The organism is Chitinophaga sp. CF118, from assembly GCF_900112615.1.
Taxonomy (GTDB): Bacteria; Bacteroidota; Bacteroidia; order Chitinophagales; family Chitinophagaceae; genus Chitinophaga.
The window spans coordinates 438,481-465,466 of the sequence record NZ_FOMK01000005.1; the positions used below are offsets into that span (position 1 = coordinate 438,481).

Here is a 26,986-nt window from a genome sequence, read left to right on the forward strand (position 1 = left end):
GCCAATATCCTGTTTACGGACAGAATTAAAAATTAACACGTGTAGGGATGCTGATAAAGAGGGATTGTTAATGATCAATAAATACAGCGTATTTATTGATCATTAACAATTTATAAAGCTACATTAACAAGGTATAATTAAGACATTACCAGCTTCCACTTGCTCCTCCACCGCTCCCGGAGCCTCCTCCAAAGCCCCCGAAACCGCCTCCTCCTCCGCCGCCGCCCCAGCTTCCGCCACGACTGCCACCTCCAAAACCGCTACTAAGGCCACCGGCAATAATAGGTCCTATCCAGCCTCCCCATCCGCGTCTGCTGATGGTAGTACCACCACCGCCACCACGGCGGTTATTAATAATGGAAATGATGATTACAATGATTATGAATCCTATCAGCATGGCAGCTCCGCCGCCACCTTTGCGGCTTTTGGGAATACCTTTGTATTCACCAGCTGCTGCCTGTATAATTTTGTCTACGCCTTCATCTATCCCCTGGTAATAATGTCCTTCTTTAAAGTTAGGAGCGATAATCTGGTCAATGATCCGGTTGGCGATAGCATCAGGAAGTACTCCTTCCATACCGGTCCCGGTTTCTATTCTTATTTTCCGGTCATCAACAGCTATCAGCAGTACTATACCGTTATTCTTCTCTTTGGTCCCTACCCCCCAGTCCCGTAGTATTTTCAGGGCTACTTCGCTAACATCATAGTTCCCTGTTGTTTTTACGGTAACTACAGCTATTTGCGTAGAGGTACTATCGTTATAGGCTATTAGTTTGCTTTCCAGCATATCTGCCTCATCTCTCAGCAGTACACCTGCCAGATCATTTACCAGTCGCGGAGGATTAGGACGGGGAGGAATATCCTGTGCCTGTACCTGCCATCCGGTAACTGTAGAGATCAATAACGCAATCAGCCAAATCAAGCCAAATTTCCTCATTGTATATAATTTTATAAATGGGACTGATCCAACAAAGGTTTCCTGATAAAGCTGCAATAAGTGCTTAAACACTTATAGTTGTAGCAGGAATTTTATTGATTCAGCCCCATTATTATTTATCTCCCGATAACAATATCATCCGGTAATTCATTATCATCGCCTGCTTCAAACGGGAAATACAGGCATAATGATTCTCCTGTTTCTTTTATACAGGCCTCAATGCCGTCAAATATCCGGCCGTTGGCAAAATGGGTGCGTAATAACTGGGATTCTTTCTGCCAGAAATCACTCCCCACTTTTTCATGAATACCTTTGTCGCCTACAATGGCGTATTGACGACTTTTAAGGGCAATATAGAGTAGTACTCCATTGCGGCGTTTTGTTTTCTCCATACCAAGTTGCAGGAATATTTCCTGTGCCCTGTCTACCGGATTAACAAACTTGCAATGACTTTCTATGTACAGCCGTATTTCTCCGCTTGTAAGCCTTTCGGCTGCCCGAACGGCCTGTACCAGCCGTTGCTTTTCAGCTTCGGTCAATAACTCTTTCTTTTTGAAAGAAAATATGCCCATAAAACAGATTTTTAGAATTGCACTTTAGGTGCATTTTCAGACCCCTTATCGGCTTCAAAATATCCTTTCTGATGGAATCCACCTATTCCTGCAATGATATTACCAGGAAAAGTACGTACTCCACTATTATAGCCTTTTACAGCATCATTGAAATCGTTACGTGCAACAGTGATCCTGTTTTCTGTACCTTCCAGTTGCGCCTGCAGATCAAGGAAATTCTGGTTAGCTTTTAATTCAGGATAACTTTCAGACACTGCCAGTAACCTGCCCAATGCAGCACTTAATTGTCCCTGTGCTGCCTGAAACTGCTGTATTTTTTCAGGAGAAAGATCGTTTGCATTCACCGTGATTTGCGTAGCTTTTGCACGGGCTTCCATGACCTGCGTTAAAGTTTCTTTCTCGAAATTGGCAGCTCCCTTTACAGTACTTACCAGATTTGGTATCAGGTCTGCTCTGCGCTGATATTGGCTTTGCACAGCTCCCCATTTATTTTTTACTACTTCATCCTGCTGTACCAGCGAGTTATATTTTGAAACGCCACAACCGCCGAAAATAACAACAACGGCGAGAATAATCACGATAACGAGTGTACTTTTTTTCATTTGAGTTTTAATTTAGAGTTAAATGCCGGTTCGTCACATTAAACAATACGATGAGTATATCACTTTGGTTATGTGCATATTAGTACATAACCGTACTGAGTTGTTCAAACCTACACGAAATTAGTCAAAAAGCAAAAACAAACCTGATCGCTTTTTTTAATTTGTAAGTGTTCGTAGAACGATAAAACGTCGTTACTTTACTTTCACAGAAAAGTTATTGTCATTGTCGAAAAAAACACACTCCAAATGCATGTTTCTCTATAATTTTACTGTTATTTCCTAATGAAAAGATATGGAACACCCTGTCTTTTAGGGAGTTATGCTATTTTTAATAGACAAACTTTAATTATTCATACCTATCCCTTCTTTCATTCGTTTGTAACGCTTTTATTTTTAATTAAATTGAATTTAAGTCTGCGTCAATGAGTGCACAACACATCCATATTCTGTATATTGATGATGAAATCCATAATCTAAATGCCTTTAAAGCATCTTTCCGTAGACTTTATACAGTTTTTACGGCAGTCTCTGCGGAAGAGGCAGAAGCGTTGCTCGGGAAAGAAGAAATCCAGATCATCATTTCCGATCAACGGATGCCCAAAATGACAGGCATAGAGTTTTTCGAATCCATCCTTGATAAGTATCCGGAACCTATCCGTATTTTACTCACCGGTTATGCGGATATTAATGCCGTAATAGATGCCATCAATAAAGGTCAGGTATATAAATACTTTTCTAAACCATGGAACGAAGAAGAATTAAGGCATAATATTGAAAAAGCATACGAAGTATACTCTCTCCGTAAAGAAAATAAGGAGTTAACAGCAAAACTGCTGGACGTAAATGAGAAGCTGGAGTTTCTATTGCGTCAGAAATTAATTTCTTAAAGAAAACTTTATTTTAAGGCTTGCGTAATGGGAAATGTATAGTTTCATCATACACTTTATATTCAAGCTCTAATCCTTTACATACTTCATTCAGAAAGCCTATCAGTGGCTTGTCTTTAGTAAGACTGCCATTCAGATGTACTTTAGTCCCACCAGAGACCTCAATTAGAGAATCCGCTTGCGGAGGAATTATGAGTTTATTCCATTTAATAGAATTATGCTTATAGATGGTGTCGTTCTTAACGCGTTTTACAAAAGAATGATACCGTAGTTTATGCTGAGCAAGATGTACAGCCGTAGCAGGAACTTTGCGGGTATTACGCCTGCTGTGAAACACCGCTATTGCCATTCCCGTAAAAAGAATCGCAGCAAGAGTGCTGTATCTTTTCAGGAAATAAAAAATCCTGGTGTATAGTGGCTTGGGCTTTAATACCGCATTTATTTTGTACCAGTCATGCTCCCCGCGAAGATCTTCCAGGAAAGCATTGAATGTATAACGTTTTGCTTCTTCCTGTTCGTAATAGCAGTTACGCACCTGCTCGTCGGTTTCCATCACCTTTTGCAACAACTTGTTTTCCACTTCAGACAATTCGCCAAGTTGCTTTCGCAATAGTAATGAGTATATATACTCTTGGTCGTACTTCATTTTTATAAAGAAGAGATTATAGACAATAGTTTTATTGTGTGGTTACAAGCAAATGTGAGTGCAATGCCTGAGGTATCAATGCTGGTCCTGTTTTACAGGGAGGGCATTGTGTTTTCAAACGTTCTGTTTCCTTGTCCTCATTTGTCTTTATTTCTCTGCATTGCTGACAAACAAGCTGATAAAAAAAACCTCCCGGTGAATGTTCAATACTTCTGTATGTACCAGTTTTCCATACTTCAATGAATAGTTGTTGTACTATTTCTTTTGCTTTTTCCATATTGCCGATCATCTGGCATGCTTTAATGCAAAGGGGTTTATAATACTTCATGAAAAAATACTGGTAGGCATTGAGGCTGTTATCCTTTAATGCGGATAACATAGCGGTATCCTCGCTGATTTGCATACTATAAAGGGGTTTTGTATTGGTGTACGATTTAATGGAAACAGGCGCTTAAGGTCGAATAAAAGATTCATAAAATTGTTAATGCCTTGTTAACGAGAGTAAATAACAGCTAAATCCAATAAAGTTTAATTTATGACTTTCCCTTAAATTGCACCCATTCTAAAAAGTTAACTACAGAAACATGCAAGTTTGGAAAGATTATCAGGCAAAGAATAAAGATCGTTTTCTGGATGAACTGCTGGCACTGCTACGCATTCCTTCTGTTAGTGCAGACTCTGGCTACAGCAAAGACGTAAAGGCTTGTGCTGAAATGGTAAAGCAGGGTTTGCAGGATGCGGGAGCCGATAATGTGGAAGTATGCGCTACTGCTGGCCACCCGATCGTATACGGTGAAAAAATCATCGATAAAGCACTGCCTACCGTACTCGTATACGGTCATTATGATGTACAGCCTGCCGATCCGCTTGAATTGTGGGACAGCGGTCCGTTTGAGCCCGTAATTAAAGACGATAAGATCTACGCCCGCGGCAGCGCGGACGATAAAGGCCAGTTCTATATGCACGTCAAAGCATTTGAAACAATGGCTAAAACCAACACCCTGCCCTGCAATATCAAATTTATGATAGAAGGGGAGGAAGAAGTAGGCTCTGCCAACCTGGGGATCTTTATTAAAGAAAACAAAGAACGCCTGAAAGCAGATGTAGTCCTGATTTCAGATACCTCTATGTTAAGCCTTGAAAATCCCTCCCTGGATACCGGCCTGCGCGGACTTTCCTACATGGAAGTTGAAGTGACCGGTCCTAACCGTGACCTGCACAGCGGTGTATATGGTGGAGCTGTTGCCAATCCTGCCACTATCCTGTGCCAGTTGATTGCTTCCATGCACGATGAGAATAATCATGTCACTATTCCCGGCTTCTACGATAAAGTACAGGATCTCAGCAAAGAAGAAAGAGCAGCCCTGAATGCTGCTCCATTTGACGAAGCAGAATACAAAAAGGACCTGGGTGTAAATGAACTGTGGGGCGAAAAAGGATATTCTACAATAGAACGTACCGGTATCCGGCCTACGCTGGAAGTGAATGGCATCTGGGGTGGTTATACCGGCGAAGGCTCAAAAACAGTGTTGCCTTCCAAAGCATCTGCCAAAATCTCAATGCGCCTGGTACCTAACCAGGATTGGATTGAGATCTCAGAGCTGTTCAAAGCACATTTTGAAAAGATCGCTCCTAAGTCTGTAAAGGTAAAAGTAACAACTCACCATGGCGGTAGCCCTTATGTTACACCTATAGATCATGTTGCTTTTAAAGCAGCAAGTGAAGCGGTTAAAGCCACTTTTGGCAAAGCGCCTATTCCGGTGCGTGGTGGTGGCAGCATTCCTATCGTAGCGCTTTTTGAGAAAGAGCTGGGACTTAAAACCATCCTGATGGGCTTTGGTCTGGATAGCGATAACCTGCACTCTCCCAATGAGAAATACGGGCTGGCTAACTTCTATAAGGGCATTGAAACCATCCCTTATTTCCACAAATACTTCGCAGAAATGGGTAAATAATCCCGTTTTACAGATATAATTCATAGAACCCGGCTTCTCAGAAGCCGGGTTTTTTATTGATAATAGTGGTCATATATATTATCTGAAATTATAAATATTCCAATTTAGCTGTAAAAATGATCTGAAACAGTGCTTTAAAATCGCTGGAAAGACTCTGCTATGCTCAGTTACAGAGAGATAAAGCATATATAAAGCATATGTAAAGCATAGATAAAGCATAGATAAAGCATAGATAAAGCATACCTCTAGAGATATGCTTTATCTATGCTTTACACATAGTTTAGGCATGCGTTTAAAGATAAACCACACTTTATTGAGATAAACCTTCAATGGCAACTAACCCAGGCAAAACCAGAAAAGGGTTACTTTTGCAAAAAGTATTTTCAATAGTGCAGAACACAGAAAAACTCCGGCTAGATAAATATCTCTGGGCTATCCGCATATTTAAAACCCGTTCCCAGGCATCAGCTGCCTGCGAAGCCGGGAAAGTAAAACTGAATGGTAATTCCGTGAAAGCTTCCCGCGCTGTTGCGATAGGTGATAAGTATGATATCAGGAACGAAGCCCGTAAATGGAAGATTGAAGTACTCAGCCTGTTACCCAGCAGGGTACAATATGCCGAAGCCATTAAACACTACCTGGATATTACTCCCGAAGAGGATAAGGTGATACAGAGTACTGCCTTCAGCTTCGATACCGGAAAACGTCCCAGTAAGATTGGCCGTCCTACCAAAAAGGAAAGACGTAGTCTGGACGGTTTCATGGACGGAGATGAAGAAGAATAGTATATTCTCTTTTCTGGATTTTGCGTAGTAAATTCGCAGACTTTTAGGAAGATCCAAAAGTGCCTGTTCACTTTTGAGGCCGTCCTACATGCGAAAATTGTAAATCTGAATTCATAAATGTCTAAACAAAGCGATGTCCTCTCCACAGATTTCCTGGTAAAAGTGGCAGAAGAATTTGGAACACCGGTATATATATACCATGCTGAGAAAATAAAAATCCAGTACGAAAAGCTGCAAGACGCTTTCCATAAAACGGATGCCCGCTTTTTCTATGCCTGTAAGGCCCTTACCAATATCAATATCCTGAAGTATATCAACTCCCTTGGCTGCGGACTGGATACTGTATCTATCAATGAGGTACAACTGGGACTGAAGGCCGGCTTTGATCCTAAAAACATAATTTTTACCCCTAACTGTGTGGATCTCGACGAGATCATTGCTGCGAAAGACCTGGGGGTGAACATCAATATTGATAATATCTCCATCCTTGAACAGTTTGGTAACCGCTTCGGCGATAGCTATCCTATCTGTATCAGACTGAACCCACATATCATGGCAGGAGGGAATTACAAGATCTCCACCGGCCACGTAGACAGTAAATTTGGTATTTCTATTCACCAGATGCGTCATATTGAACGGATCGTGAAGAGCACCAAACTGAAAGTGACTGGTTTGCATATGCATACCGGCTCCGAGATCAAAGATGTGGATGTATTCCTGCGTGGAGTAGATATCATGTTTGAACTGGCTATTAACTTCCCCGACCTTGAATTTATTGACCTTGGTAGTGGATTTAAAGTAGCCTACCAGACTGGCGATCCGGAAACAGATATGTCATTGCTGGGTAGAAAACTGTCAGATGCCTTCAATAAATTCAATAAAACATATACCCGTCCCCTTCAGGTATGGTTTGAACCAGGTAAGTTCCTGGTAAGCCAGAGTGGTTATTTTGTTGTAAAAGCGAATGTAATCAAGCAAACAACAGCAACTGTGTTCGTAGGTGTAAATTCAGGTTTTAACCACCTGATCCGCCCTATGTTCTACGATGCCTTCCACCTGATCCGTAATATCTCCAATCCTAAAGGAACAGAACGGATCTATACCGTAGTGGGAAATATCTGTGAAACAGATACTTTCGGATGGGATCGCAAACTGAACGAAGTAAGAGAAGGTGATTACCTGGTATTCTATAATGCCGGCGCCTATGGGTTTGAAATGTCATCAAATTTTAACTCCCGCCTGAAACCAGCTGAGGTATTAATAAAAGATGGCAAAGCTCAACTGATCCGTAAAAGAGATGTTTTAGAGGATTTACTACGTAACCAGATCGAATTATAAGTAAGACAAAAGTCACCGCTGCGTAACAAGATAAATTGCATTTTTGTTACCAGATAGAATTATAAACAATTACAAATGTTAAAATATTATTGCAGGTTTGCCACGGCAGATCTGCAATTTTTTTTGCGTTTGATATACCTGATTTGTTATAACTTTGCTAAAATTATCTATCAACCTTCAGCTTAATCCTGCATACTGTCACCTGCTTTGAACAGACACAATATTTTATGTTCTCAACCGTCTGCATATATAAGATGAGTCAATTTTACACACTTTAGATTATGAAAGTATTATCCGCCAATTCGGAAATATTTAAAGAAGAGGCCTTGATAGACAGCCATATCTCTTTCGCCCCTTATGTAAATTTTCTGAAACAAAAGGCAACAAACAAGGAAGATGCACGTGCCGCATATTATCAACAGATCATAAAACGTTTTGAAGGTAATCCGGCTCTGCTGGGACCTATCGCCGGAGCTGATGACATGTCTGCTTACCAGGAATATCTTGACCTGATCCTGGCTACTATTTTTCCAGTTACAATAGACATGGATAAGGATATCTATGGCATAGGTATCCCCAATAAATTTGCTATTTTTTATTATTCAGATCTCTTCAAAAAACTGTTTACACCCGAAGGCGATCAACTGATAGAAGTACCGGAAGGTATGTCCGAGGAAAAGGTAAAACGTGATAAACAGGAATGGCTATATAAACTGATACTGGAAAAAGTATATCAATACCCGGTAACTTATCAGGATGAAATTATTCATCAGATAGCAGTGCCTGGTGGAAATGGATTGAAGAAATATGTAAAGCTACATGTCGATCCCCGCTTTGTAGATGTAAAGGTAAAAGGAGAAATTCCTGCAGTCCCTTATGATAGCCTTTGTAAACGACAGTTTTCGCTGGAAGTATTACAGGAATTAATACCACTGAAGAACTTTGCGCTTGAAGGATTTGTGATATGGACCATGCAGGATGTTACCCATGAGGAAGTGCAGAATAGTATGAGGAACCTGATTCTTAACATGACAGATGGTAATGAAAATCAAACTTACCGCCGCATGGAAGAAGAAGTACAATCTATGATGCAGGAACCTGATATCAGCGTACATATTATTCCGGTTCCTAAAATAAACGGGCGTTATGTACTGGAATGTAATCGTTGTGATAGTGGTTTGATGCTGGGCGTAATCGGTAATAATAAACAACAGCAGCTGCTGTTTCAGCAATTACAGCAGCATGTGATGACAAACCATGAGCCACTGCTCATTTCCGATGTGAATGAAACAACACCCATTACTTATCCATTCCTGAAATACCTGCCGCATAAAGGAATCAGGAGCTTTGTAATGTGCCCTGTATGGCATGATGATCAATTGCTGGGCATCGTAGAATTGGCTTCTTCTGAACCCAACAAGATTACGGCACAAACGATGGGTAAAGCTTTACCTGCTTATCCGTTGGTGATTATGTTGCTGAACCGCGGACTGGATATCGTGAAAAACCGGATCACCCAGGTAATAAAAGAACAGTTCACTGCCTTACAGCCTGCTGTTGAATGGAAGTTTGTAGATGCTGCATGGCATTATCTGCATACACCAAAGAAAGAACGTGAAGATATCGGGAACATCGCATTTGAAGATGTATATCCCTTATATGGCGCAGTAGATATCAGGAATTCTTCTACGGAACGTAGTAATGCAATTCATGATGACCTCAAGGAACAGTTACTGCTGATAAAAGATACACTGGAGTATGCCAGTAAGACCATCTATCTGCCTCTCCTTGAAGAGTTACAGTTTAAAAATAATGACCTGATCACCGGTATTACCAGTGGAATGCTTTCTGAAGATGAACTGAAAGTGAATGATTACCTGGATGAGGAGATTCAGCCACTGTTCCGCCATCTGTACGAGAGCCATCCTGTATTACAGCCGGCACTGGAACGTTATTTTTCACTTGTAGACAGGTCTGAAGGACATATCCAGCATCACCGTGAGGAGTATGAAGAAAGTCTGGCGCAGATCAATGCCGAAATAAGTGATTACCTGGATGTAGAAAAGGAGAAGATTCAGCAGTCGTTCCCATGTTACTTTGAAAAGTACCGCACAGATGGGGTAGAATATAATATATATATAGGACAGGCCATTGCACAGAACCGTAAGTTTGATCTGCTGTATCTGCGTAACCTGCGCCTGTGGCAGATTTCTTCTATGGCAGAAATTGCGAGGCTCACACACCGGCTGATTCCAAGCCTGAAAGTACCTTTGTTAACCACACAACTGGTGCTGGCTCATAGTAATCCAATCGATATTAGTTTCCGACAGGATGAACGTCGCTTTGATGTGGAAGGAGCTTACAATATCCGTTATGAGATTATCAAAAAACGGATTGATAAAGTGAGAATCCGCCAAACGGGAGAACGCCTTACCCAGCCAGGTACTATCGCTATCGTATATGCATATGCGAAAGAGATGGAAGAATATCTGAAATATATCAACTTTCTGCAAAATAAAAAGATCCTGTCATCTGATGTTGAGATCCTGGATCTTGAAGACCTGCAGGGTGTAAGTGGTTTAAGGGCTTTACGTGTGAAAGTAAATATGGAAGATTAATATTTCTTATATAAAAAGAGAAGAGCCTGTATAGCATTTGCGATACAGGCTCTTCTCTTTTTATATAAGACTATCAGAATTTGAATCCAAATGAAATATATGGTAATACTTCTTCCTCGGATCTTGCGATAGTTGCCGAAAGAATGAACATATTGATGGGCGAGAAATATAATCCTCCACCATAACCATCATGCCATACTTTTGAAGTTTCACCTTTCTGCCATACCCGTCCCACATCGTTAAACGCAATGAGTCCTACGCTGGCAGGGAACAGATAAGAACGGAATTCAAACAGTTTCAGTCGTAACTCAGTATTGTTAAATACCATACTGTTGCCGGTGAACCTGTAATTACGATAACCACGGAGGTTTTGTACGCCGCCTGCAGTAACTGCCTGGAAGTATTCATATGCTCCCCAGATCTTACTACCACCAAAGCGGGTAACCAATACCAGTTTGGCCGGAACGTTAAAGCTGGTGTAGATGCTCAGATCTGTTTGCAACTGGAGGTAATGCCTTTGTTGCTGATTCAGCCCCTGGTTACCATGAAGATAAGTACTCCAGAATATTCCTCTCGTCGCCGCAATTTTATTGTCACGGGTATCTATTTGTAATCCCAGTTTTAAACCTGCGTAGGTCTTTGGTTGGTGTACATCGAGGGAGTCAAGACCGTTATGAACAAAGTCGTTTATCAGGCGGCTGGTATTATCATCCTTGTCCATTTTGTAGTAAGTGAATGTAGGACCATAGATCAACCGCACATCCGGTGATATCTTTGTTTGTAGTAATGGTTGTAAATCGTACAGGCTAAAACGTGAGCGATAGTAGCTGATTGTTTTGCCTCCGCTTTTATCAAACACTGTTTCGTTACCGTATCCAAAGAAGTTGATAGTATTATCCGGAGCTTTAACAGTAGCAGATAACATGAGGTCCGTATTACGGAAGAAATCTGTGAATTCCCCGAGATAGCGGAACTGCCATGCCTTTGTTGCCAGTGAATGGCTTGCGGTAAGGGTATGTCTTACTGCGAATGGAGATTTACGGAATCCCTGACCAACGAACTGAAAGCCTAACCCGAGGGAGAGACCATCATCTTTATTGAATCCTCCTGCAACCAGGGGAAACAGCAAATCATATTTGAAAGGAGTGCGCTCATAACGTATTACAGAGGGATCTGAAGACAGTGTCTTTCTTTCATGTCCACTTAATAAGAAACTGTCTTTACCATTGGTAAGGTCATAGATGCGGATATGGTTGCCGGCACGCATGCCAGAGCTGTCAACATAAGTATCAGCATCCTTTCCTCCAATGATACGGATCTTTATAGAAGTATGATTATCTCCTTTGATCTCAAAGCGGTCTTCACCTCCCAGTCCGTAGAGCCTTAGTTCATGGCTATCTTTGGGATCAAAGATGCGGGAATAGATGCTTTGCTCCACTTCTCCTTTTTTATTCAGCTTATTCACATTAACGGATACACGGCCTTCAGGTAAACGTTCGATAGAGAACAGTTCGTTTTTTTGTGAACCTGTAATATTTACATCTTTAGCCAGGAAGCGGTAAAACTTCTGTGATTCATTTTCCAGGATATCCCTGCGTGCTTTCATGGTAGTATAAGTACGCTCACCTACCAGGGATCTGATGGTATCAGGTAAGTGTTTTACTGCATCTGCCAGTACGCTGTCGGTCATCTTTTGTACAAATGTATGGGCAATGTCCTTCCATTCCTGCTCATCAAGTTCATTCATGAAGGAACGGTCGAAGGGCTGGGCAGTCATATTAAGTCTGCTTACAATCGGAATGGTTTTACGGAATCCCTGAAATTTCGGTAATGCCCATTTACGTGCTGCCAGGCGGGGGAGGGCTCCTTCGTTGACAAAGAAAGCCTGGTCCCTGTCGCGCGGAATAGGATAATATACTTTGGTCTTTTCTTTCTTGTTTTTATCTACACCCCAGCGCCATTGATCGTCGTGACGATCCCAGTCGCCCACCATAATATCCAGCAGCCTGGCATTTAAAGTAGCTTGTTGGTTAACGGTGTTATCATTATCTCCGTGGATCTGTTCCAGGAGTTTAGTGGTATTGAGTGTTTTGCCTTTTACGTTTGCCTCCCGTTCTTCAAACAGGTATACGTCATCACCGAAAGTATTCATATAGATGCCCAGCGAAGTATCTTTCGGGAGGTATACGAACTTAGGATTATTATGAGGTATCCCCGCAGCTTCTGCAAGGGGAGCGACTACCAGCGGGCCGTAAGGATTAGCTGCGGAGATCTGATCCTGCACTACATCTTTAGCCACCGTTTCTCTTAATGCTTCCGGAACAGCTTTCTCAGGATACTTTTTAAGAGAGCGTAATACCCATTCCTCACCAGAGCTGTCTTCGAGTCGTAATGACAGTGTTTGCTGTCCGCCTCCACGTTGTAAAACTTTTAATCCGCCTTGTTCTTTATGCAGGTCCAGCACCTGGAAATTCAGTGGTGTAGCCCATACCTGCCGGTAGTTGCTACCCAGCAGCCAGCGGTGAAAACTGCCTTTATTGGTGTACTGTGTATCTGCAGCCATTAGCACGGTAGGCGGAAGTGCGCTTGCCGGGGGAGTGGTATTGGCTATTTCCTGTAAACGAATATCCTGCAGACTGAAGAGCTGTGCTGTGTATACAGGAACATCAGCTTTCTCTACCGTATAGTATTTTACAGATACCACTCCGCTACGGGAGATCTCCAGGGCAGTATAACCATTTTCATTACTGGCAAACAGTGATTTACTGCCTTTCTTCACACGGGTCTCTTTAGCCCCGCTGCCACTAACCACATAATAGTTCTGCTGGTCTTTGATCAACTGTAGGGTATGGTCGTGACCGGAAACGAATACGGCCGGGCCATGTGGTTTCATAGCGGCTTCCACGCCTTTGATCAATTGCTGGTATTGCGGATTTGGAATGTCTTCCGGAGTGCCAAACACGCCGCGCGTGAGAGGATAAATGGATCCCACAACAGGCAGCGGAATATAGAGGCCTGATTTGAAATCTGTAAATGGGAAGATATGTTGTTTGAGAGTATAATATCCACCATGAATTCCATAACTGCGGAAAGGATGATGAGCAGCAAAGATGATCAGTTTGTTCCGGTTCCGGCTCACAATATCACTCAGTTCCGTCAGTACATCTTCTTTGGTTTTACTGTTGCAGGACGATTCTGCTCCCGGCTTCTCAAAGGGGAATAACCACCATTCCGTATCCATGATAATGAGCGTCACGTTCTTGTCCAGTGCAACTTCTACGGGACCAGGACAACCATCTTTGGGCAGGAAATTTACGTTTGGCAGTTGTAATGAATCTATATAAAGCTGCTCATTCACCACGGTTTGCCATCCATCGGGTTTAGACTTTTTCCAGTCGTGATTACCCGGAATGAAGATGGCCTGTGTCGCGGTATTACGCACCAGGTCTACCTGGTAATCCAGGATCTGTTTGGCCTCAGCAAAGTGGGAAGATCCCGCATCGGGCATACCCAGCGGATATACATTATCGCCCAGGAACAATACAGTGTTCCGGGCATCCTGCAGATCAAAACGTTTTTTTACAGCATCTACTACTGGGTTATGCCCATCCTGATGGAGTTCTCCAGCATCGCCTATTAAGATTATCCTGCGGGCCAGGCTATCTGTTTGGGCGTGTGAAAGGATAGGAAGAAGTAAAAATGGGAGTATATGTTTTAATATTTTCATCATCGTTATAAATTCAATGGTGATATTTGAATTTTAAAATATTTGCCTGTGCTTCATCTGCTGCTTCATTTGATATATACATATCTCCGTTTGGAGCAAACGTAATCCCCTCCGGTTGTCTGAATATTGAATGCTTTAAATTGTGCGCTTCCAGTACTTTGCCATTAAGATCTGTGATTACCAGCATCCTGTTTACAGCAGCAACGATATATAACCTTTTCTCAATAGGATGGATAGCTGCCGCAGAAGGTTTGAACTGTGCGATTTTTGTATCTGTTAGTTTTGCGATATCTTCTATATTAATCTGGTAAACAGGTTTCTCATCAAATTCCATGCTACCCATGTTAAAGCCGTAGGCTGTTGTCTTCCCTGATCCTTTATCTACTTCACAATTCTTGCAGATCATCACCATGCTGTTACGGGCAGAATCAAAATAAAGTGTTTCAAACTCCTGTTTACCCCCTCCGGTAAATTTATAGGAGATGGCATCTGTAGAGTCTGAATAGAGACCGGTTACCTCATAAAGATGCCCGTTGCTTTTCAGTACCATCCAGTCTTTTCCGTTGGTAGCAATGTCTTCATAATCCCCGCTTTTGTCAAACTTCCAGGAGGTATAGGGCTTATTGGCTGTAATATCCAGGGAAAATACCCTGCCCTGTTCGTCATTGATAGCCAGGATATGCTGTTCATCGGGAGCCAGCACAATACCAGAAATCTCCTGCATGGATTGCCTTACGTAGAAACGGGAGGACTCACGGAAATCATATCCTTTGGGAGATGTGAAATTCTTATCCTGCCGGTTTTTGAACTGGTTACAGGACAGCAACAGGAGAAAAATAACAAAATAACGTATGCGCATAATGAAAGAATTAGTGTTGGATGCTTAATAAAGAATTGTGAACGTTTTATTAAAGCACTCTGTATTTAGCATTCATGAAATAAAATTAACTTAAAAATGCAGTAACTTGCTGTAATCAGTATTGCTTTTTTAACTAGTGCTTATGCAAACAGGTTTAATCATAGAGGCTGCCCAACAATATGTAACGGCACAGTACAAGGAACACCCGCATCCAAAGCTGGTGTATCATAATCTAGAACACACAAGACAGGTAGTAGCAGCAGCAGAGCAGATTTCAGCACATTACAGGTTGGAAAATACAGACCTGCTGATCGTGTATATAGCTGCCTGGTTTCATGATCTTGGGTACCTTCTGGGAGAGGCAAAAACGCATGAAGAGAAGGGAGCCGAGCTGGCAGTGAACTTCTTAAATATACAACAGGTTCCGTTAAATATACAACAGCAGGTGAAGGACTGTATCATGGCCACTAAAATGCCACAGGATCCTCATAACCTGTTAGAGCAGATTGTGTGTGATGCAGATCTGTTTAACCTGGGAACTAAAGACTTTAAAAACAGAACCAAACTGCTGCACCAGGAAATGGAACTGACCTATGGCAAGGAAATTCCCGGAGCTGTATGGACCGAAGGTTCCCTTCGCCTGCTGGAAGAACAGCATTATCATACAGCCTATTGCAGAACATTGCTGCAACAGCAGATAGAAGAGAACATTGCCCGGCTGAAAGAGAAGCTGGAAAAACAGCTGGAGAAAGCAAGGAAAAAAAATAAGGGCGAAGCCAAACAGGTAGAGGCTGTGGTAGTAGCTGCCGGCAAAAAAGGTGCAAAAGAAGACGATGCAGAAGCTGCTTATGCAACTGTTGAAAAGCTCATTGCCGAGCGTAAAAATGGAGATGTAAAAGAGCCTGAGAAAAACAACAAAGATAAGAAGAAGGAAAAGGAAAAGGAACCCAAACCGGGACGCGGCGTCGAAACCATGTTCCGTACCACTTCTACTAATCATATTCGCCTGAGTTCTATGGCAGACAGTAAGGCACATATCATGATCTCGGTGAATTCAATTATCGTATCCGTGATACTGGGTGTACTGTTTAGAAGACTGGAAGATTATCCTAACCTGATTATTCCTGCAGTGATCTTCTTACTTACGGGAGTAGTCACTATCATCTTTGCAGTATTGGCTACCCGTCCCAATGTTAATACAGGTACGTTTACCCGGGAGGATATTGACAGGAAGAAAACCAATCTGCTATTCTTCGGTAATTTTCATAAGGTGTCCCTTGAAGATTATACATGGGGTATGACAGAAATGATGAAAGATACTGACTATGTATATGCAAGCATGATCCAGGATATTTATCATCTGGGAGTAGTGCTGGGTAAGAAATATAAACAACTACGTATAGCGTACAACGTGTTTATGTTTGGTTTGGTTATATCGGTACTGGCATTCATGATAGCCGTACTTTTTTTCCCGGTGAAGAACTAATAAATGGATAAATATGTCGCTGTTTGACCGTGATCTAAGCTGGTTGTCCTTCAACTACCGGGTGTTATGCATGGCTAACGATACTTCAGTACCTTTATACGAGCGTATCAAATTTCTCTCTATTTTTTCCTCCAACCTGGATGAATTTTTCCGTGTGCGGATGCCGGCGGTATTGGCAGTAGACCATCTGCTGCGCAATGATCCGGCTGCGGCAGGAAACAATGCTATTTCAGGTAGCACACTTCCCGCTATACAGGAGGAAATAAGCCGGCAACTGGGAGAATTTGGGCAAACCCTTACCCGGGATCTGTTGCCAGCTTTACACAACAATCATGTTCATCTTTATTATAATGAACCGGTTCATGCCTCTCATCAGGCAGATATACGGGAATATTTTCTGACGCGTGTATTAAGTTTCCTGCAACCATTATGGCTGCATTTAAGTAAACCGGAAGAGGTATTCCTGGAAAATAACCAGTTGTACGTAGTGGTTTCTCTTTCTTCGGAGGCAGAGCCGGATATGCTGAAATATGCACTGGTTAATATTCCCAGCAATCAGCTGCCACGTTTTACGGAATTAGCTCCTGTAGACAATGTATTTTACATTGTGATGCTGGATGATGTGATCCGTGAGAATATCGGTTTTATCTTTCCCGGTTATACAGTGAATGGTTGTTATAGTATCAAGATTACCAGGGATGCTGAAACAGATATGAATGAACTGGCGAATGATGTGCTTGAACAGGTAGAAACAATGATTGCCAAAAGGGAACTGGGCATTCCTACCCGTTTTCTGTATGATGCTGCCATGCCTTTGCCGCTGAGACAATTGCTGGCTGGATTTTTCCGGATCCTGCCGGAAGAGATGGTAAGGGGAGGCCGTTATCACAACCTGAAAGATCTGATGGATCTGCCTATGCCAGTGAAGTCACCCCAGCTCACATATCCCCGTCAGCCTGCAGTGAATATACATTCACTGGAAACGGTGCCCCGTTTGCTGGAAGAAGTATTGAACAGGGATATCCTGATTCATGCTCCTTATCAGAGATATGATTATATTCTCCGTTTCTTTAATGAAGCAGCTCTGGATCCTACCGTACAGGAAATATATATCACATTGTACAGGATTGCTGCCAGCTCACAGATAGCCAATGCATTAATCAGTGCCGCCCGTAATGGCAAACAGGTAACTGTTTTCGTGGAACTGAAAGCCCGTTTTGATGAAGCGAATAATATCCGCTGGGCAAAGAAGATGAAGGCGGCAGGCGTTAAGATCATTTATAGTATTCCCGGACTAAAGGTACACGCCAAGATTGCGCTGGTTAAACGGCGTCGTGGGTATGTTTGGGATTATGCAGGATTAATGGCAACCGGAAATTTCAATGAAAGCACCGCCCGTTTCTATACAGATCATGTGCTGCTCACTGCCCACAGGGGTATGACGCAGGAGCTGGAACTGTTATTCCTTTACCTGCAAACAAGAGAGCAACCAGTCCGGTATAATTATCTGCCATTTAAACATCTATTGGTAGCTCAGTTTAACCTGGTAGACCGTTTCTCAGAAATGATAGACCGGGAAATTGCTAATGCCAGGGAAGGTAAACCTGCCAGGATTACTATTAAGCTGAACAACCTGCAGGAAAAGGATATGATTGCCAAACTGTATGAAGCCAGTGAGGCCGGTGTGGAAGTCCGGATGATTGTACGCAGTATCTGCTGCATTTTGCCGGAAAATAGTAATATTACAATAAGGCGAATCGTAGACCGTTACCTGGAGCACGCAAGGATATTCATATTTCATAATAATGGAGAAGAAGAGGTATATATGGGATCGGCCGACTGGATGAACCGAAATCTTCATCGCCGTATTGAAGTCTGTTTCCCTATTTATGACCCGGCCTTACAGGAACAGCTGAAAGAGATTATCCGCTTGCAGCTGGCAGATAATACCAACGCCGTGATGCTGGATGAAAATATGTATAACATTCCGGTGAAACAGGAGCCGGGTAGCACTCCGGTAAATGCTCAGATGGCGATTCATGCCTATGTAACAGCATTAAACAACTGATATGACTAAAGTTGCATTTATCCGCTTTGCACAGCATTCCCTTAAATTCTCACTTTACCTGTTATGGAAATTACCCAGCGCATGGCTGGCAGGAGTGCGGGTAAAACAATTGAAGGAGGAAAGTTGTATAACTGTGGTGCCTTACAGGTGGTTATCTCAGAACCCTTTCCGGTCCACTTATTTTGCCTGCCTGAGTATGGCGGCAGAGATGAGCACGGGGCTGCTGGCAATCATGTATACGCAGGCGGCTTCTCCAAAACAGGTATCTATGCTGGTAACCGGAATGGAAGCAACCTTCCTCAAAAAAGCAACTGGTAAAACATGGTTTACCTGTGAAGACGGGGTGGCGATATCAAACGCTATAGATGAAGCGATTATGTCCGGAGAAGGAGTGACCTTTACTGCTGTCAGTACTGGAAAGAGTCAGGATGGTACAGTAATTGCAACTTTCGCAATCACCTGGTCCTTTAAGGCAAAGGCATAATTTAAACGACGATATGAAGATAGCATTTCATGGTGCGGCACGCACCGTAACCGGCTCGAAACACCTCATTACCTTAAATAACGGCAAAAAGATCTTATTGGATTGTGGTATGTTCCAGGGAATGGGAAAGGAAACGGGTGTCATGAATGAAAATTTTGGTTTTGATGCCGCACAGGTCACACATATGATCCTGTCTCATGCGCATATAGATCATTCCGGACTGATTCCCCTGCTGGTAAAAAAAGGATTCAAAGGAACTATTTATTGTACGCCCGCTACCCGCGATCTTACAGAAATCCTGTTATTGGATTCCGCAAAGATCCAGGAAGATGATGTAAAATATAGCAATAAAAAACGGCAAAAAGAAGGGCAGCCATTAATCGAACCCTTGTATAAGATCAGTGACGCAGAAAAGAGTGTAAGCGCCCTTAAGGCAGTCAATTATAAAACGTGGTTCCGGGTAGATGATGACCTGGAAATATTATTCACTGATGCCGGACATATTATAGGAAGTGCAGCCGTTCACCTACGTATCACTGAAAACGGAAAGACCACACAGATTTCTTTTAGTGGAGACATTGGCCGGTATAATGATGCCATACTCCGTGCTCCGGATATATTTCCCCAGGCAGATTACATCCTGATGGAATCTACTTACGGCAGTACTTTACATGCAGAAGCAGAAGCTTCCGATGACCGGTTGATATATTATATACGGCACACCTGTAAAGAAAAGAAAGGTAAATTAATCATTCCGGCATTTAGTGTAGGGCGTACCCAGGAACTATTATATGCATTGAATCGTGCGCAACTGGAGGGTAAGTTACCGAAGGTAGACATATTTGTGGATAGCCCACTTTCACTGGAAGCTACCGAAGTAGTAAGAAGCCATCCTGAAGTTTTTAATAAAACTGTGTCGAAATTGCTGGAGATAGATGAAGATCCATTTGATTTTCCCGGCTTACATTATATCAGAACAGTAGACGAATCCAAGCAGCTTAACTTCCGGGAAGAACCATGTGTGATCATTTCAGCTTCTGGTATGGCAGAAGCAGGACGGGTAAAACATCATATCGCCAATAATATTGATAACCCACGGAATACCATCCTGATTGTGGGCTATTGTGAGCCACAATCATTGGGTGGCAAGCTTATGAGGGGGGCCAAGGAAGTTTCTATCTATAGTACGCATCATGAAGTAAAGGCAGAAATAGGCGTTATCCGTTCCATGAGTGCACATGGGGATTACGAAGATCTTGGACAGTGGTTAGCATGTCAGCATCCTCAGGATGTAAAGAAATTATTCCTGGTACATGGTGAGTATGAAGTACAGCAGGTTCTGCGCGACTGGCTACTTAAAAAAGGATTTCCAGCAATTGAAATTCCTGAAAGGCATTCAGTAGTGAATCTTCTATAAAATACAAACTCCGTTAGAAAACCCCTACAGGAGGAGTTCTAACGGAGTTTGATAATAATGTAAATGTTTATTTATTCAACTCATTCACAAGCTGTGTGATATAATCGCTTTGTTTTGTTAATGCCGCTTTCAGTTCTGGAGTAGCCAGAGATGCCTGATCCTGTTTCTTCTTAGCAAGTGGTTGAAGCATCTTGATCAGATAATTATTCACCATTTTATTGTTGAACAATTTTGCCATGTTTTTGATCTGATCCAATCCTTTGATCACTGTTTCGGTATTATTAACATTGGCAAGGATGCCTATATACTGCATGGCCGCTTCAAATTTTTCTTGTCCGTTAGCTTCGTCAAATGTTTTTGCAAAGAAGGCCACATCCCCGTCATTACCTTTCCGGGCGTATATGGTAGCAATAGCATTGCTCAGCGCACCTTTGGATTCAGCTTCCATCTGTTTAGCCACGGTGTACGACTTATCAATGTCCAATTGAGACAAGGCCGCTAATGCCGCACCAGCTGCCGCATAAGAACGGTCTTTCGTAGATGCTTCAAACAACGGGATGAATTGTTTGTCATTCAGTTTTCCGAGTTGTTTCAATGCAGCAGCTCTTACAGAGGAGCTTTCATCATTTTTAACCAGGTCCTGTAATATTGGTAAAGCTGCTGTTTTTACGCTTTCATCCTCTAAGTCCAAACCTGAGATAGTCATTGCCCGAAGTCCGTAAAACTTATCTTTCATTGCAGCTATCACAGTTTTGCGTGCAGCCGGATTTGTTGTTTGTTCTTTCAGACAGGCTTCAATAGCCTCACGGCGATCCAGATATTGAGGTGCATTTGCATACTCAAAAATGTAAGTGTTGATATCGCGGTGGTCGTCTTTATCATCCAGGATTACCTTTTCTGCATCCACATTTATGAAGCTGGGTTTTGTTGCGCTGGCAAATGTGAACGTTTCAGACTTATCATTGATGGTAACGAGATGACGTTGTTTTTTACCACCTGCATATACATCTATAGCAATAGGCAGCTGGAATATTTTATCTCCCTTTTGTTTCTGCTGGATGATTACAGTGGCTTTTTTGGCCGCATCATCATAATTGTAGCTGATATCCAGAACAGGATATCCCTGTCCGAAGTACCATTGGTTAAAGAACCAGTTCAGGTCTTCGCCGGTTACTTCTTCGAAAGCAAGGCGTAGCTGATGCGCTTCAGCTGGTTTAAAGGCATTGGTTTTCAGGTAAAGATTGAGCGATTTGAAGAACGCACTGTCCCCCACTACATTACGCAGCATATTCAGAATGCGGCCACCTTTCTGGTAACTTACGGCATCGAACATATCTTCTTTATCGCGGTAGTGAAAACGAACCAGATCTTTGTCTCCCGAGTATTCTGTAGACTGGATATAGCTTTGAGCTGCTTTGTAGGCATGATCATCGGCCATATCTTTTCCGTATTTATGTGCCAGCCAGAGATACTCGCTATAGTCGGCAAAAGATTCGTTGAGGGTCAGGTTGCTCCAGGATTCTGCAGTAGCAAGGTCACCAAACCAATGGTGGAACAGTTCATGTGCCACTACAGCTTCATCATAGTGGTTATTATCAATGAGTTCCCTGTCAGTTTTTTGTAGGAAATCACCATGCAGGGTAGCGGTGGTATTTTCCATCGCCCCTGATACATAATCTCTTACCACTATCTGGGAATATTTAGCCCAGGGATATTCATATCCCAGAATATCTGAGTAGAAAGTAAGCATCTCCGGGGTATTCCCAAAAATGGCTTTAGCGTATTGAGCATATGGTTTTTCTACATAGTAGTTTACTTCTTTACCACGCCATTGGTCTTTTACAATCGCGAAATCTCCTACAGCCATCATCACCAGGTAGGGAGAATGGGGGAGTTCCATCTTCCAGGTATCCGTGCGGGTACCGTCTGCATTATCTTTCTGGTTTACCAGTTTACCGTTGGAGAGGGTCACATATTTCTTTTCCACAGTCATACTGATCTCATCAGTCATTTTCTGAGCGGTCCTGTCTATTGTCGGGAACCATACGGAGTTGGATTCTGTTTCGCCCTGTGTCCATATTTGGATAGGTTTATTAGGTTCGGCACCATCATGATTGATGAAATACAATCCTTTAGCATCCGTAATTGCCGCGCTGCCTTCTGCTTTCACTTGCTCCGGGCGGGCGGTATATTCAGCATATATTATATAGGACTCTGTACGTTGATAGGACTTATCCAGCTTTATATATAGACGGGAACTATCGTAGTTATATGTCAGAGGAGTATTTTTACCATTTTTTATCAGGGCTATTTGTTTGATTTCCATACCTTTAGCATCCAGTGTCAGAGAGTCTGTAGCGTAAAAGTGGGGTTTCAGTGTTATCCAGGCTTTTCCGTAGAGGTATCTTTTGGCATAATCGAAACGAACATCCAGTTTGGTGTTTATCAGGTCGTTTACTCTGGTGCTTGTGCCCCGGTAGATCTTTAACAGGGGATCATTTTGTTTGGAGCTTTCCTGTTGCTGAGCAATGGCCGGTGTAAGAAATAACAGACCGGTAGCACCTCCCAACAGCAGGCTTTTCAGCACTTGCTTAAAAGGTTTAGACATCTAGATTAATTTTGGCACGAATTAACAGGAATTATCACAAATAATAATGTCTCATACTGTTAATATTGGCTAAATCATGATAATTGGCTATAATTAGGGATCGTTCGCAATGGTTGTGGACGCTAAGTATTTAAAATTACTATTTTTGTTCAGATATGATTAAGGCAATTGTTAATGGTGACGCACCGTTTGTTATCAGCACTGATGGCGGAGTTTTTAGCTGCAATGAGCAGCAGGTAGCATGGTCCGGACTGGAATTGCCTTCAGGTAATTACAGTATTGTATTGGATGGGCGCAGTTATCTGGCCCAGGTTGTGAAGGTTGATAAGGTAGCAAAAATGGTAACCATAGTAATAGATCAGCAGGAATATGAGGTGGCTATCGAAGAGCCGATAGATCAGTTACTGGCGGAGATGGGCATTAAAGATGCCATGACACGCAAAGTCAATGATATTAAGGCTCCTATGCCGGGATTGATCCTGAAAATCCTGGTTACACCAGGGCAGATAATCCAAAAGGGAGATCCCGTATTGATCCTGGAAGCAATGAAAATGGAGAATGTATTTAAGACTACGGTCGATGCTGTAGTAAAAGAAGTAAAGGTAACAGAGCGTACAGCAGTAGAAAAGGGGGAGGTGCTGGTTATATTGGAATAGTATTTGTTTTATTTAAGACATGGGTATGGCGAAATATTTGAAAAGAGTTTTATTTATCCTGGTTATCCTGGCGGTTTCTTTCCGTATGGGAGCCCAGGATCCGGAGTATTTTATTTATCTGCAAAGCGAGAGATCACAACCTTTTTATGTTCGATATGATGGTAAGCTGCTCAGCTCATCTGATAAAGGGTATCTTATTATATCAAAATTGCATACAGGTACAACTTCTCTGCGGATAGGTTTTGCTAATAGCAGTATTCCTGAGCAACAGTTTCTTGTACGGTTGTCTGGCGGTAATGATCAGGGTTATCTAATTAAGAAAAGCGGAGATGAAGGATTTGCGCTTTACAACCTTCAGACTTTTGCGGTTATCAAACCCGGTAAGGAGATCCGGAAAGAACCTGTGGTAGCGGCAGCTGTTGTAAAGGACACAGTTGTGCCGGTAGTTAGTCAGGAGATCTCTGAACCTGTTCCTGTTAATACAGATGCTCCAACAGATGCTACAATGGCATCTCTCAAAAAAGATCTTGATTCTACTTTCGCCAATAAATCTGATATAACAGTAGGTCCTGGCAGCCGTCCGGTGAATCCTGTTCCACCACCAGTACCCGTAAAAGCGGGTAATAAGTTTGCCGAGGCGTTGGATAAGGTGATCAGTGATGATCGTCCTGATGAAGCGCCTGTTGAAGAGACAGTTGCAATAGTTCCCGCTGTTGATTCATCTGTAGCAGCTGCAACAGGTGATGTATCCGCAGCTGCCGGAAAGAAAGGGCGTAGAAAGCGCCGTGACCGGGAAGCCCTGACACCGGAAGAACAGCAGCTGGCGGCAGCTGTAATCGCAGATGAGCGCCAGGCAGCAGCAGCTGATAGCACTACGATTGTACCTGTCGCAACTGAAGCGTCAACTCCCGTAGCGGAAGCTGATAACACTACGATCCCTGTCGTAACTAAAGAAGTACCTCCCGTAACAGTCGCTGTGCCAGAGGAAGTTCCTGCTCCTGAAAAGAAAAGCAAGAAAAATAGGAACAAGAAGACCAATGACCCCGCTTTTATAGATTTCATGGACGATAGTACAAAGCAGGTGCAGACACCTGCAGTTGTAGCTACAGAGCCTGAATTTGTTGCTCCTGAAGTAGCACCTTCTAAAAAGAAGAAACGTAGTAAGGTAGCGGAGAAGAATGATAACATAGATACGTTGGAGCATGCGAATAATGTGGTTACGGATTCCAGCAGTGCGTATGCCGTAACAGATCTCTCTATTGATCATCCAAAGGAAAGCAAGAAAGACAAAAAGAAAAAGAAGCAGGCAGAAAATATAGATGAAGGAGGAGGGATAGTTGCCCCGGTAGTAGCAGCAGTACCTGCAGTGTCTGCAGAAGATAGACCTGCATCGTTGAAGATGATCAATTCCGACTGTGGAAATGTATTGGATGATGTTAACTTCCGGAAGGTATTACGGAAGTTTGTAGGAGGGAAGGATGATGATGGGATGATAGATGTATTTCGCCGTCAGACAAAGGGTTATTGCCTGGAAACGTCACAGATAAAAACGCTGGTACAATTACTGGGCACAAATGAAACCCGTTACAGATTACTTGACCTGGCTTATCCTAAGGTATCTGATTCAGAGCATTTTTCTTCATTGGAAAATGTGCTGACCGATGATTATTATAAAGGGCGGTTTAAAGCCATGTTACATAAATAGATTTAGTAAGCCTAAGTAAATATTGGCCTTTCATAAAGAAAAAAGGATGCATCAAAACATGATGCATCCTTTTTTCTGCAATAGTGTCCCGAAACCATTTTTATTTTTTTTCAAATAGTACATGTAGGTGTGCTGATCCCGCGCGATTGTTAATGATCAATAAATACACCTTGTCTGCCGTGATGTTTAGGTGAAGTATAATAAAGATCTAATCTACAATCTTATCCCAATGCCCAATTAAGAAACAAAACAGGCAGGCGCAGTGTATTTATTGATCATTAACAATCTATAGAAGCTCCACTCATATATAACTTCTCAATACAACATCTCTGCTTTTTTTGTTTTTAGGAATTACCTTCGCGGATTATGAGGTATTTTATAGAGGTCGCGTATAAGGGTACAAAGTTTAATGGTTTCCAGGTGCAGGACAATGCGCAGACGGTACAAGCGGCCATAGACCATGCTTTGAGTACGCTGATGCGGGAAGCAATTGAAACAACGGGGTCCAGTCGTACGGATGCCGGAGTACATGCTTTACAGAATTTTCTGCATTTTGATCTGGAGAAGCCCTTACATCCTCAGTTTATTTATAAGGTGAATGCTATTCTTCCTCCTGACATATTATTACGCCATGTATATAGTGTACCTGATGATGCGCATTCCAGGTTTGCAGCATTAACCCGGTCTTATGAATATACTATTTATATGCAGAAGGATCCGTTTCTACAGGACCGGGGGTATTTTTTCCCATACCGGCTGGATGTGGATCTATTGCAGGAAGCGGCAGGTATTCTGAAGGAGTATCAGGACTTTACAACTTTCTCTAAGCGTAATACGCAGGTAAGGACATATATATGTAGTATAAAGGAATCTTACTGGACGGTGGATAGTACCCGTATAGTCTATAATGTTACAGCCAATCGGTTTTTGAGAGGGATGGTGCGTGGTTTGGTAGGAACAATGTTGCGGGTAGGGAGGGGAAAACTTTCAATGCAGGGGTTCCGGGATGCCATAGAAAGCCAGAATTGTGTGAATGCAGATTTTGCAGTACCTCCTCAGGGGTTATTCCTGATGAAGGTAGGCTACCCCGAAGGGTTACTCGCGAATAAATTATTCCTTTAAGAGTGGCTATGGCAGAGGGGTTTAGAAATTTATTCTGTTATTATGAGAAATTTATTTGGCAGTAACGAAAAAACGGCTACTTTTGCATCCCGCTTTGATAGAAAGCACGGCGACAAAAGCTCTTACCAAGTACTGATTTTTTCTCTTTTCCTGATGATAATCAATGAGCTACAAGGCTTGCTGGTGACGAATTCAGAAGGATTCTTCGAAAGAATAAAAAGTGAAAAAAATCTTTAAAAAAATTTGGTGGTAATCAAAAATTGATACACCTTTGCAACCCCAACGCAAACGACGCGGAACGGAATACAGAAAACAGCTCTTCAAAATAATAGAAAACAGATGTTAAACTTCAGGGATTATAGCCTGAGAGTTACACGGATCGGCTCCGGAACATTAACAAACATTGAACGAAGGTTTAATGTAAAGTTCTTTGAAAGATTGGAAACAACAGCATATTAAAAACAGGTAATGTTAAGCGAAAACATTAGATATAAATGACGTCTAATTTCGAGAG

Annotated in this window: 21 protein-coding genes; 13 read left to right on the forward strand and 8 right to left on the reverse strand. The window is 42.3% G+C overall.

Going from position 1 to position 26,986, the window contains the following annotated elements; translation table 11 throughout:
* Positions 1–145: 145 nt before the first annotated feature.
* The 3 genes from BM176_RS22110 to BM176_RS22120 form a co-directional block, all read right to left on the reverse strand.
* Positions 146–937, reverse strand: a complete 792-nt coding sequence (locus tag BM176_RS22110) for a TPM domain-containing protein (protein WP_090106490.1) — start codon at positions 935–937, stop codon at positions 146–148.
* A gap of 116 nt (positions 938–1,053) precedes the next feature.
* Entirely contained in the window at positions 1,054–1,509 is a 456-nt protein-coding gene (locus BM176_RS22115; RefSeq protein ID WP_090106491.1) for a TPM domain-containing protein, read from the reverse strand.
* 11 nt (positions 1,510–1,520) lie between these two features.
* Positions 1,521–2,111 carry a LemA family protein gene (locus BM176_RS22120; RefSeq protein ID WP_090106492.1) on the reverse strand — a complete coding sequence of 197 codons (591 nt, stop codon included), beginning with the start codon at positions 2,109–2,111 and terminating at the stop codon, positions 1,521–1,523.
* A 422-nt stretch (positions 2,112–2,533) separates the two neighbouring features.
* On the opposite strand from BM176_RS22120, the gene BM176_RS22125 reads away from it, so the two are divergent.
* A complete protein-coding gene (locus BM176_RS22125) occupies positions 2,534–2,998 on the forward strand; it encodes a response regulator (protein ID WP_090106493.1) in 465 nt (154 codons plus the stop codon).
* A gap of 13 nt (positions 2,999–3,011) precedes the next feature.
* Here the strand turns inward: BM176_RS22125 and BM176_RS22130 are convergent, their stop codons facing one another.
* Together BM176_RS22130 and BM176_RS22135 are read right to left on the reverse strand one after the other, a co-directional pair.
* Complete coding sequence (locus BM176_RS22130) at positions 3,012–3,644, reverse strand: hypothetical protein (protein WP_090106494.1); 633 nt, start codon at positions 3,642–3,644, stop codon at positions 3,012–3,014.
* A 31-nt stretch (positions 3,645–3,675) separates the two neighbouring features.
* Positions 3,676–4,047, reverse strand: a complete 372-nt coding sequence (locus BM176_RS22135) for a sigma-70 family RNA polymerase sigma factor (RefSeq protein WP_090106495.1) — start codon at positions 4,045–4,047, stop codon at positions 3,676–3,678.
* 181 nt (positions 4,048–4,228) lie between these two features.
* Here BM176_RS22135 and BM176_RS22140 point away from each other — a divergent pair, with 181 nt between their 5' ends.
* The 4 genes from BM176_RS22140 to BM176_RS22155 all read left to right on the forward strand — a co-directional run bounded on the left by BM176_RS22140 (position 4,229) and on the right by BM176_RS22155 (position 10,340).
* Positions 4,229–5,599, forward strand: a complete 1,371-nt coding sequence (locus BM176_RS22140) for a dipeptidase (protein ID WP_090106496.1) — start codon at positions 4,229–4,231, stop codon at positions 5,597–5,599.
* Positions 5,600–5,928: 329 nt separating this feature from the next.
* On the forward strand, positions 5,929–6,384 hold the full coding sequence (locus BM176_RS22145; protein ID WP_090106497.1) for an RNA-binding S4 domain-containing protein: 456 nt from the start codon (positions 5,929–5,931) through the stop codon (positions 6,382–6,384).
* 117 nt (positions 6,385–6,501) lie between these two features.
* Positions 6,502–7,722 carry a diaminopimelate decarboxylase gene (gene lysA / locus BM176_RS22150; protein WP_090106498.1) on the forward strand — a complete coding sequence of 407 codons (1,221 nt, stop codon included), beginning with the start codon at positions 6,502–6,504 and terminating at the stop codon, positions 7,720–7,722.
* A 281-nt stretch (positions 7,723–8,003) separates the two neighbouring features.
* Complete coding sequence (locus tag BM176_RS22155; RefSeq protein ID WP_090106499.1) at positions 8,004–10,340, forward strand: GAF domain-containing protein; 2,337 nt, start codon at positions 8,004–8,006, stop codon at positions 10,338–10,340.
* Between the two features lie 73 nt (positions 10,341–10,413).
* Here BM176_RS22155 and BM176_RS22160 read toward each other — a convergent pair whose 3' ends face one another.
* Both BM176_RS22160 and BM176_RS22165 read right to left on the reverse strand, forming a co-directional pair.
* Positions 10,414–14,070 (reverse strand): BamA/TamA family outer membrane protein, encoded by a 3,657-nt coding sequence (locus BM176_RS22160; RefSeq protein WP_090106500.1) that lies wholly within the window; start codon positions 14,068–14,070, stop codon positions 10,414–10,416.
* A 10-nt stretch (positions 14,071–14,080) separates the two neighbouring features.
* The gene (locus BM176_RS22165; RefSeq protein WP_090106501.1) at positions 14,081–14,926 is read right to left on the reverse strand and encodes an SdiA-regulated domain-containing protein; all 846 of its coding nucleotides are present in this window, start codon (positions 14,924–14,926) and stop codon (positions 14,081–14,083) included.
* 142 nt (positions 14,927–15,068) lie between these two features.
* Here BM176_RS22165 and BM176_RS22170 point away from each other — a divergent pair, with 142 nt between their 5' ends.
* From BM176_RS22170 to BM176_RS22185, 4 genes are read left to right on the forward strand one after another with little or no spacing between them, the layout of a single operon-like run.
* Positions 15,069–16,412 carry a Pycsar system effector family protein gene (locus BM176_RS22170; RefSeq protein ID WP_090106502.1) on the forward strand — a complete coding sequence of 448 codons (1,344 nt, stop codon included), beginning with the start codon at positions 15,069–15,071 and terminating at the stop codon, positions 16,410–16,412.
* 13 nt (positions 16,413–16,425) lie between these two features.
* Positions 16,426–18,480: a polyphosphate kinase 1 gene (gene ppk1, locus BM176_RS22175; RefSeq protein WP_090106503.1), complete on the forward strand. Its 2,055-nt coding sequence runs from the start codon at positions 16,426–16,428 to the stop codon at positions 18,478–18,480.
* Position 18,481: 1 nt separating this feature from the next.
* Entirely contained in the window at positions 18,482–18,964 is a 483-nt protein-coding gene (locus tag BM176_RS22180) for a DUF4442 domain-containing protein (RefSeq protein WP_090106504.1), read from the forward strand.
* Between the two features lie 13 nt (positions 18,965–18,977).
* A complete protein-coding gene (locus tag BM176_RS22185) occupies positions 18,978–20,381 on the forward strand; it encodes an MBL fold metallo-hydrolase (RefSeq protein WP_090106505.1) in 1,404 nt (467 codons plus the stop codon).
* A gap of 67 nt (positions 20,382–20,448) precedes the next feature.
* On the opposite strand, the gene BM176_RS22190 is transcribed toward BM176_RS22185, so the two are convergent.
* Positions 20,449–22,989 (reverse strand): M1 family aminopeptidase, encoded by a 2,541-nt coding sequence (locus BM176_RS22190; protein ID WP_090106506.1) that lies wholly within the window; start codon positions 22,987–22,989, stop codon positions 20,449–20,451.
* 155 nt (positions 22,990–23,144) lie between these two features.
* Here BM176_RS22190 and BM176_RS22195 point away from each other — a divergent pair, with 155 nt between their 5' ends.
* From BM176_RS22195 to BM176_RS22210, 4 genes are all read left to right on the forward strand, one after another.
* Positions 23,145–23,645 (forward strand): biotin/lipoyl-containing protein, encoded by a 501-nt coding sequence (locus BM176_RS22195; protein WP_090106507.1) that lies wholly within the window; start codon positions 23,145–23,147, stop codon positions 23,643–23,645.
* A gap of 25 nt (positions 23,646–23,670) precedes the next feature.
* Positions 23,671–25,350 (forward strand): DUF4476 domain-containing protein, encoded by a 1,680-nt coding sequence (locus BM176_RS22200; RefSeq protein ID WP_177230483.1) that lies wholly within the window; start codon positions 23,671–23,673, stop codon positions 25,348–25,350.
* Positions 25,351–25,716: 366 nt separating this feature from the next.
* Complete coding sequence (truA, locus tag BM176_RS22205; RefSeq protein WP_090106509.1) at positions 25,717–26,472, forward strand: tRNA pseudouridine(38-40) synthase TruA; 756 nt, start codon at positions 25,717–25,719, stop codon at positions 26,470–26,472.
* Positions 26,473–26,514: 42 nt separating this feature from the next.
* Positions 26,515–26,709 carry a hypothetical protein gene (locus BM176_RS22210; protein ID WP_090106510.1) on the forward strand — a complete coding sequence of 65 codons (195 nt, stop codon included), beginning with the start codon at positions 26,515–26,517 and terminating at the stop codon, positions 26,707–26,709.
* Positions 26,710–26,986: the final 277 nt, after the last annotated feature.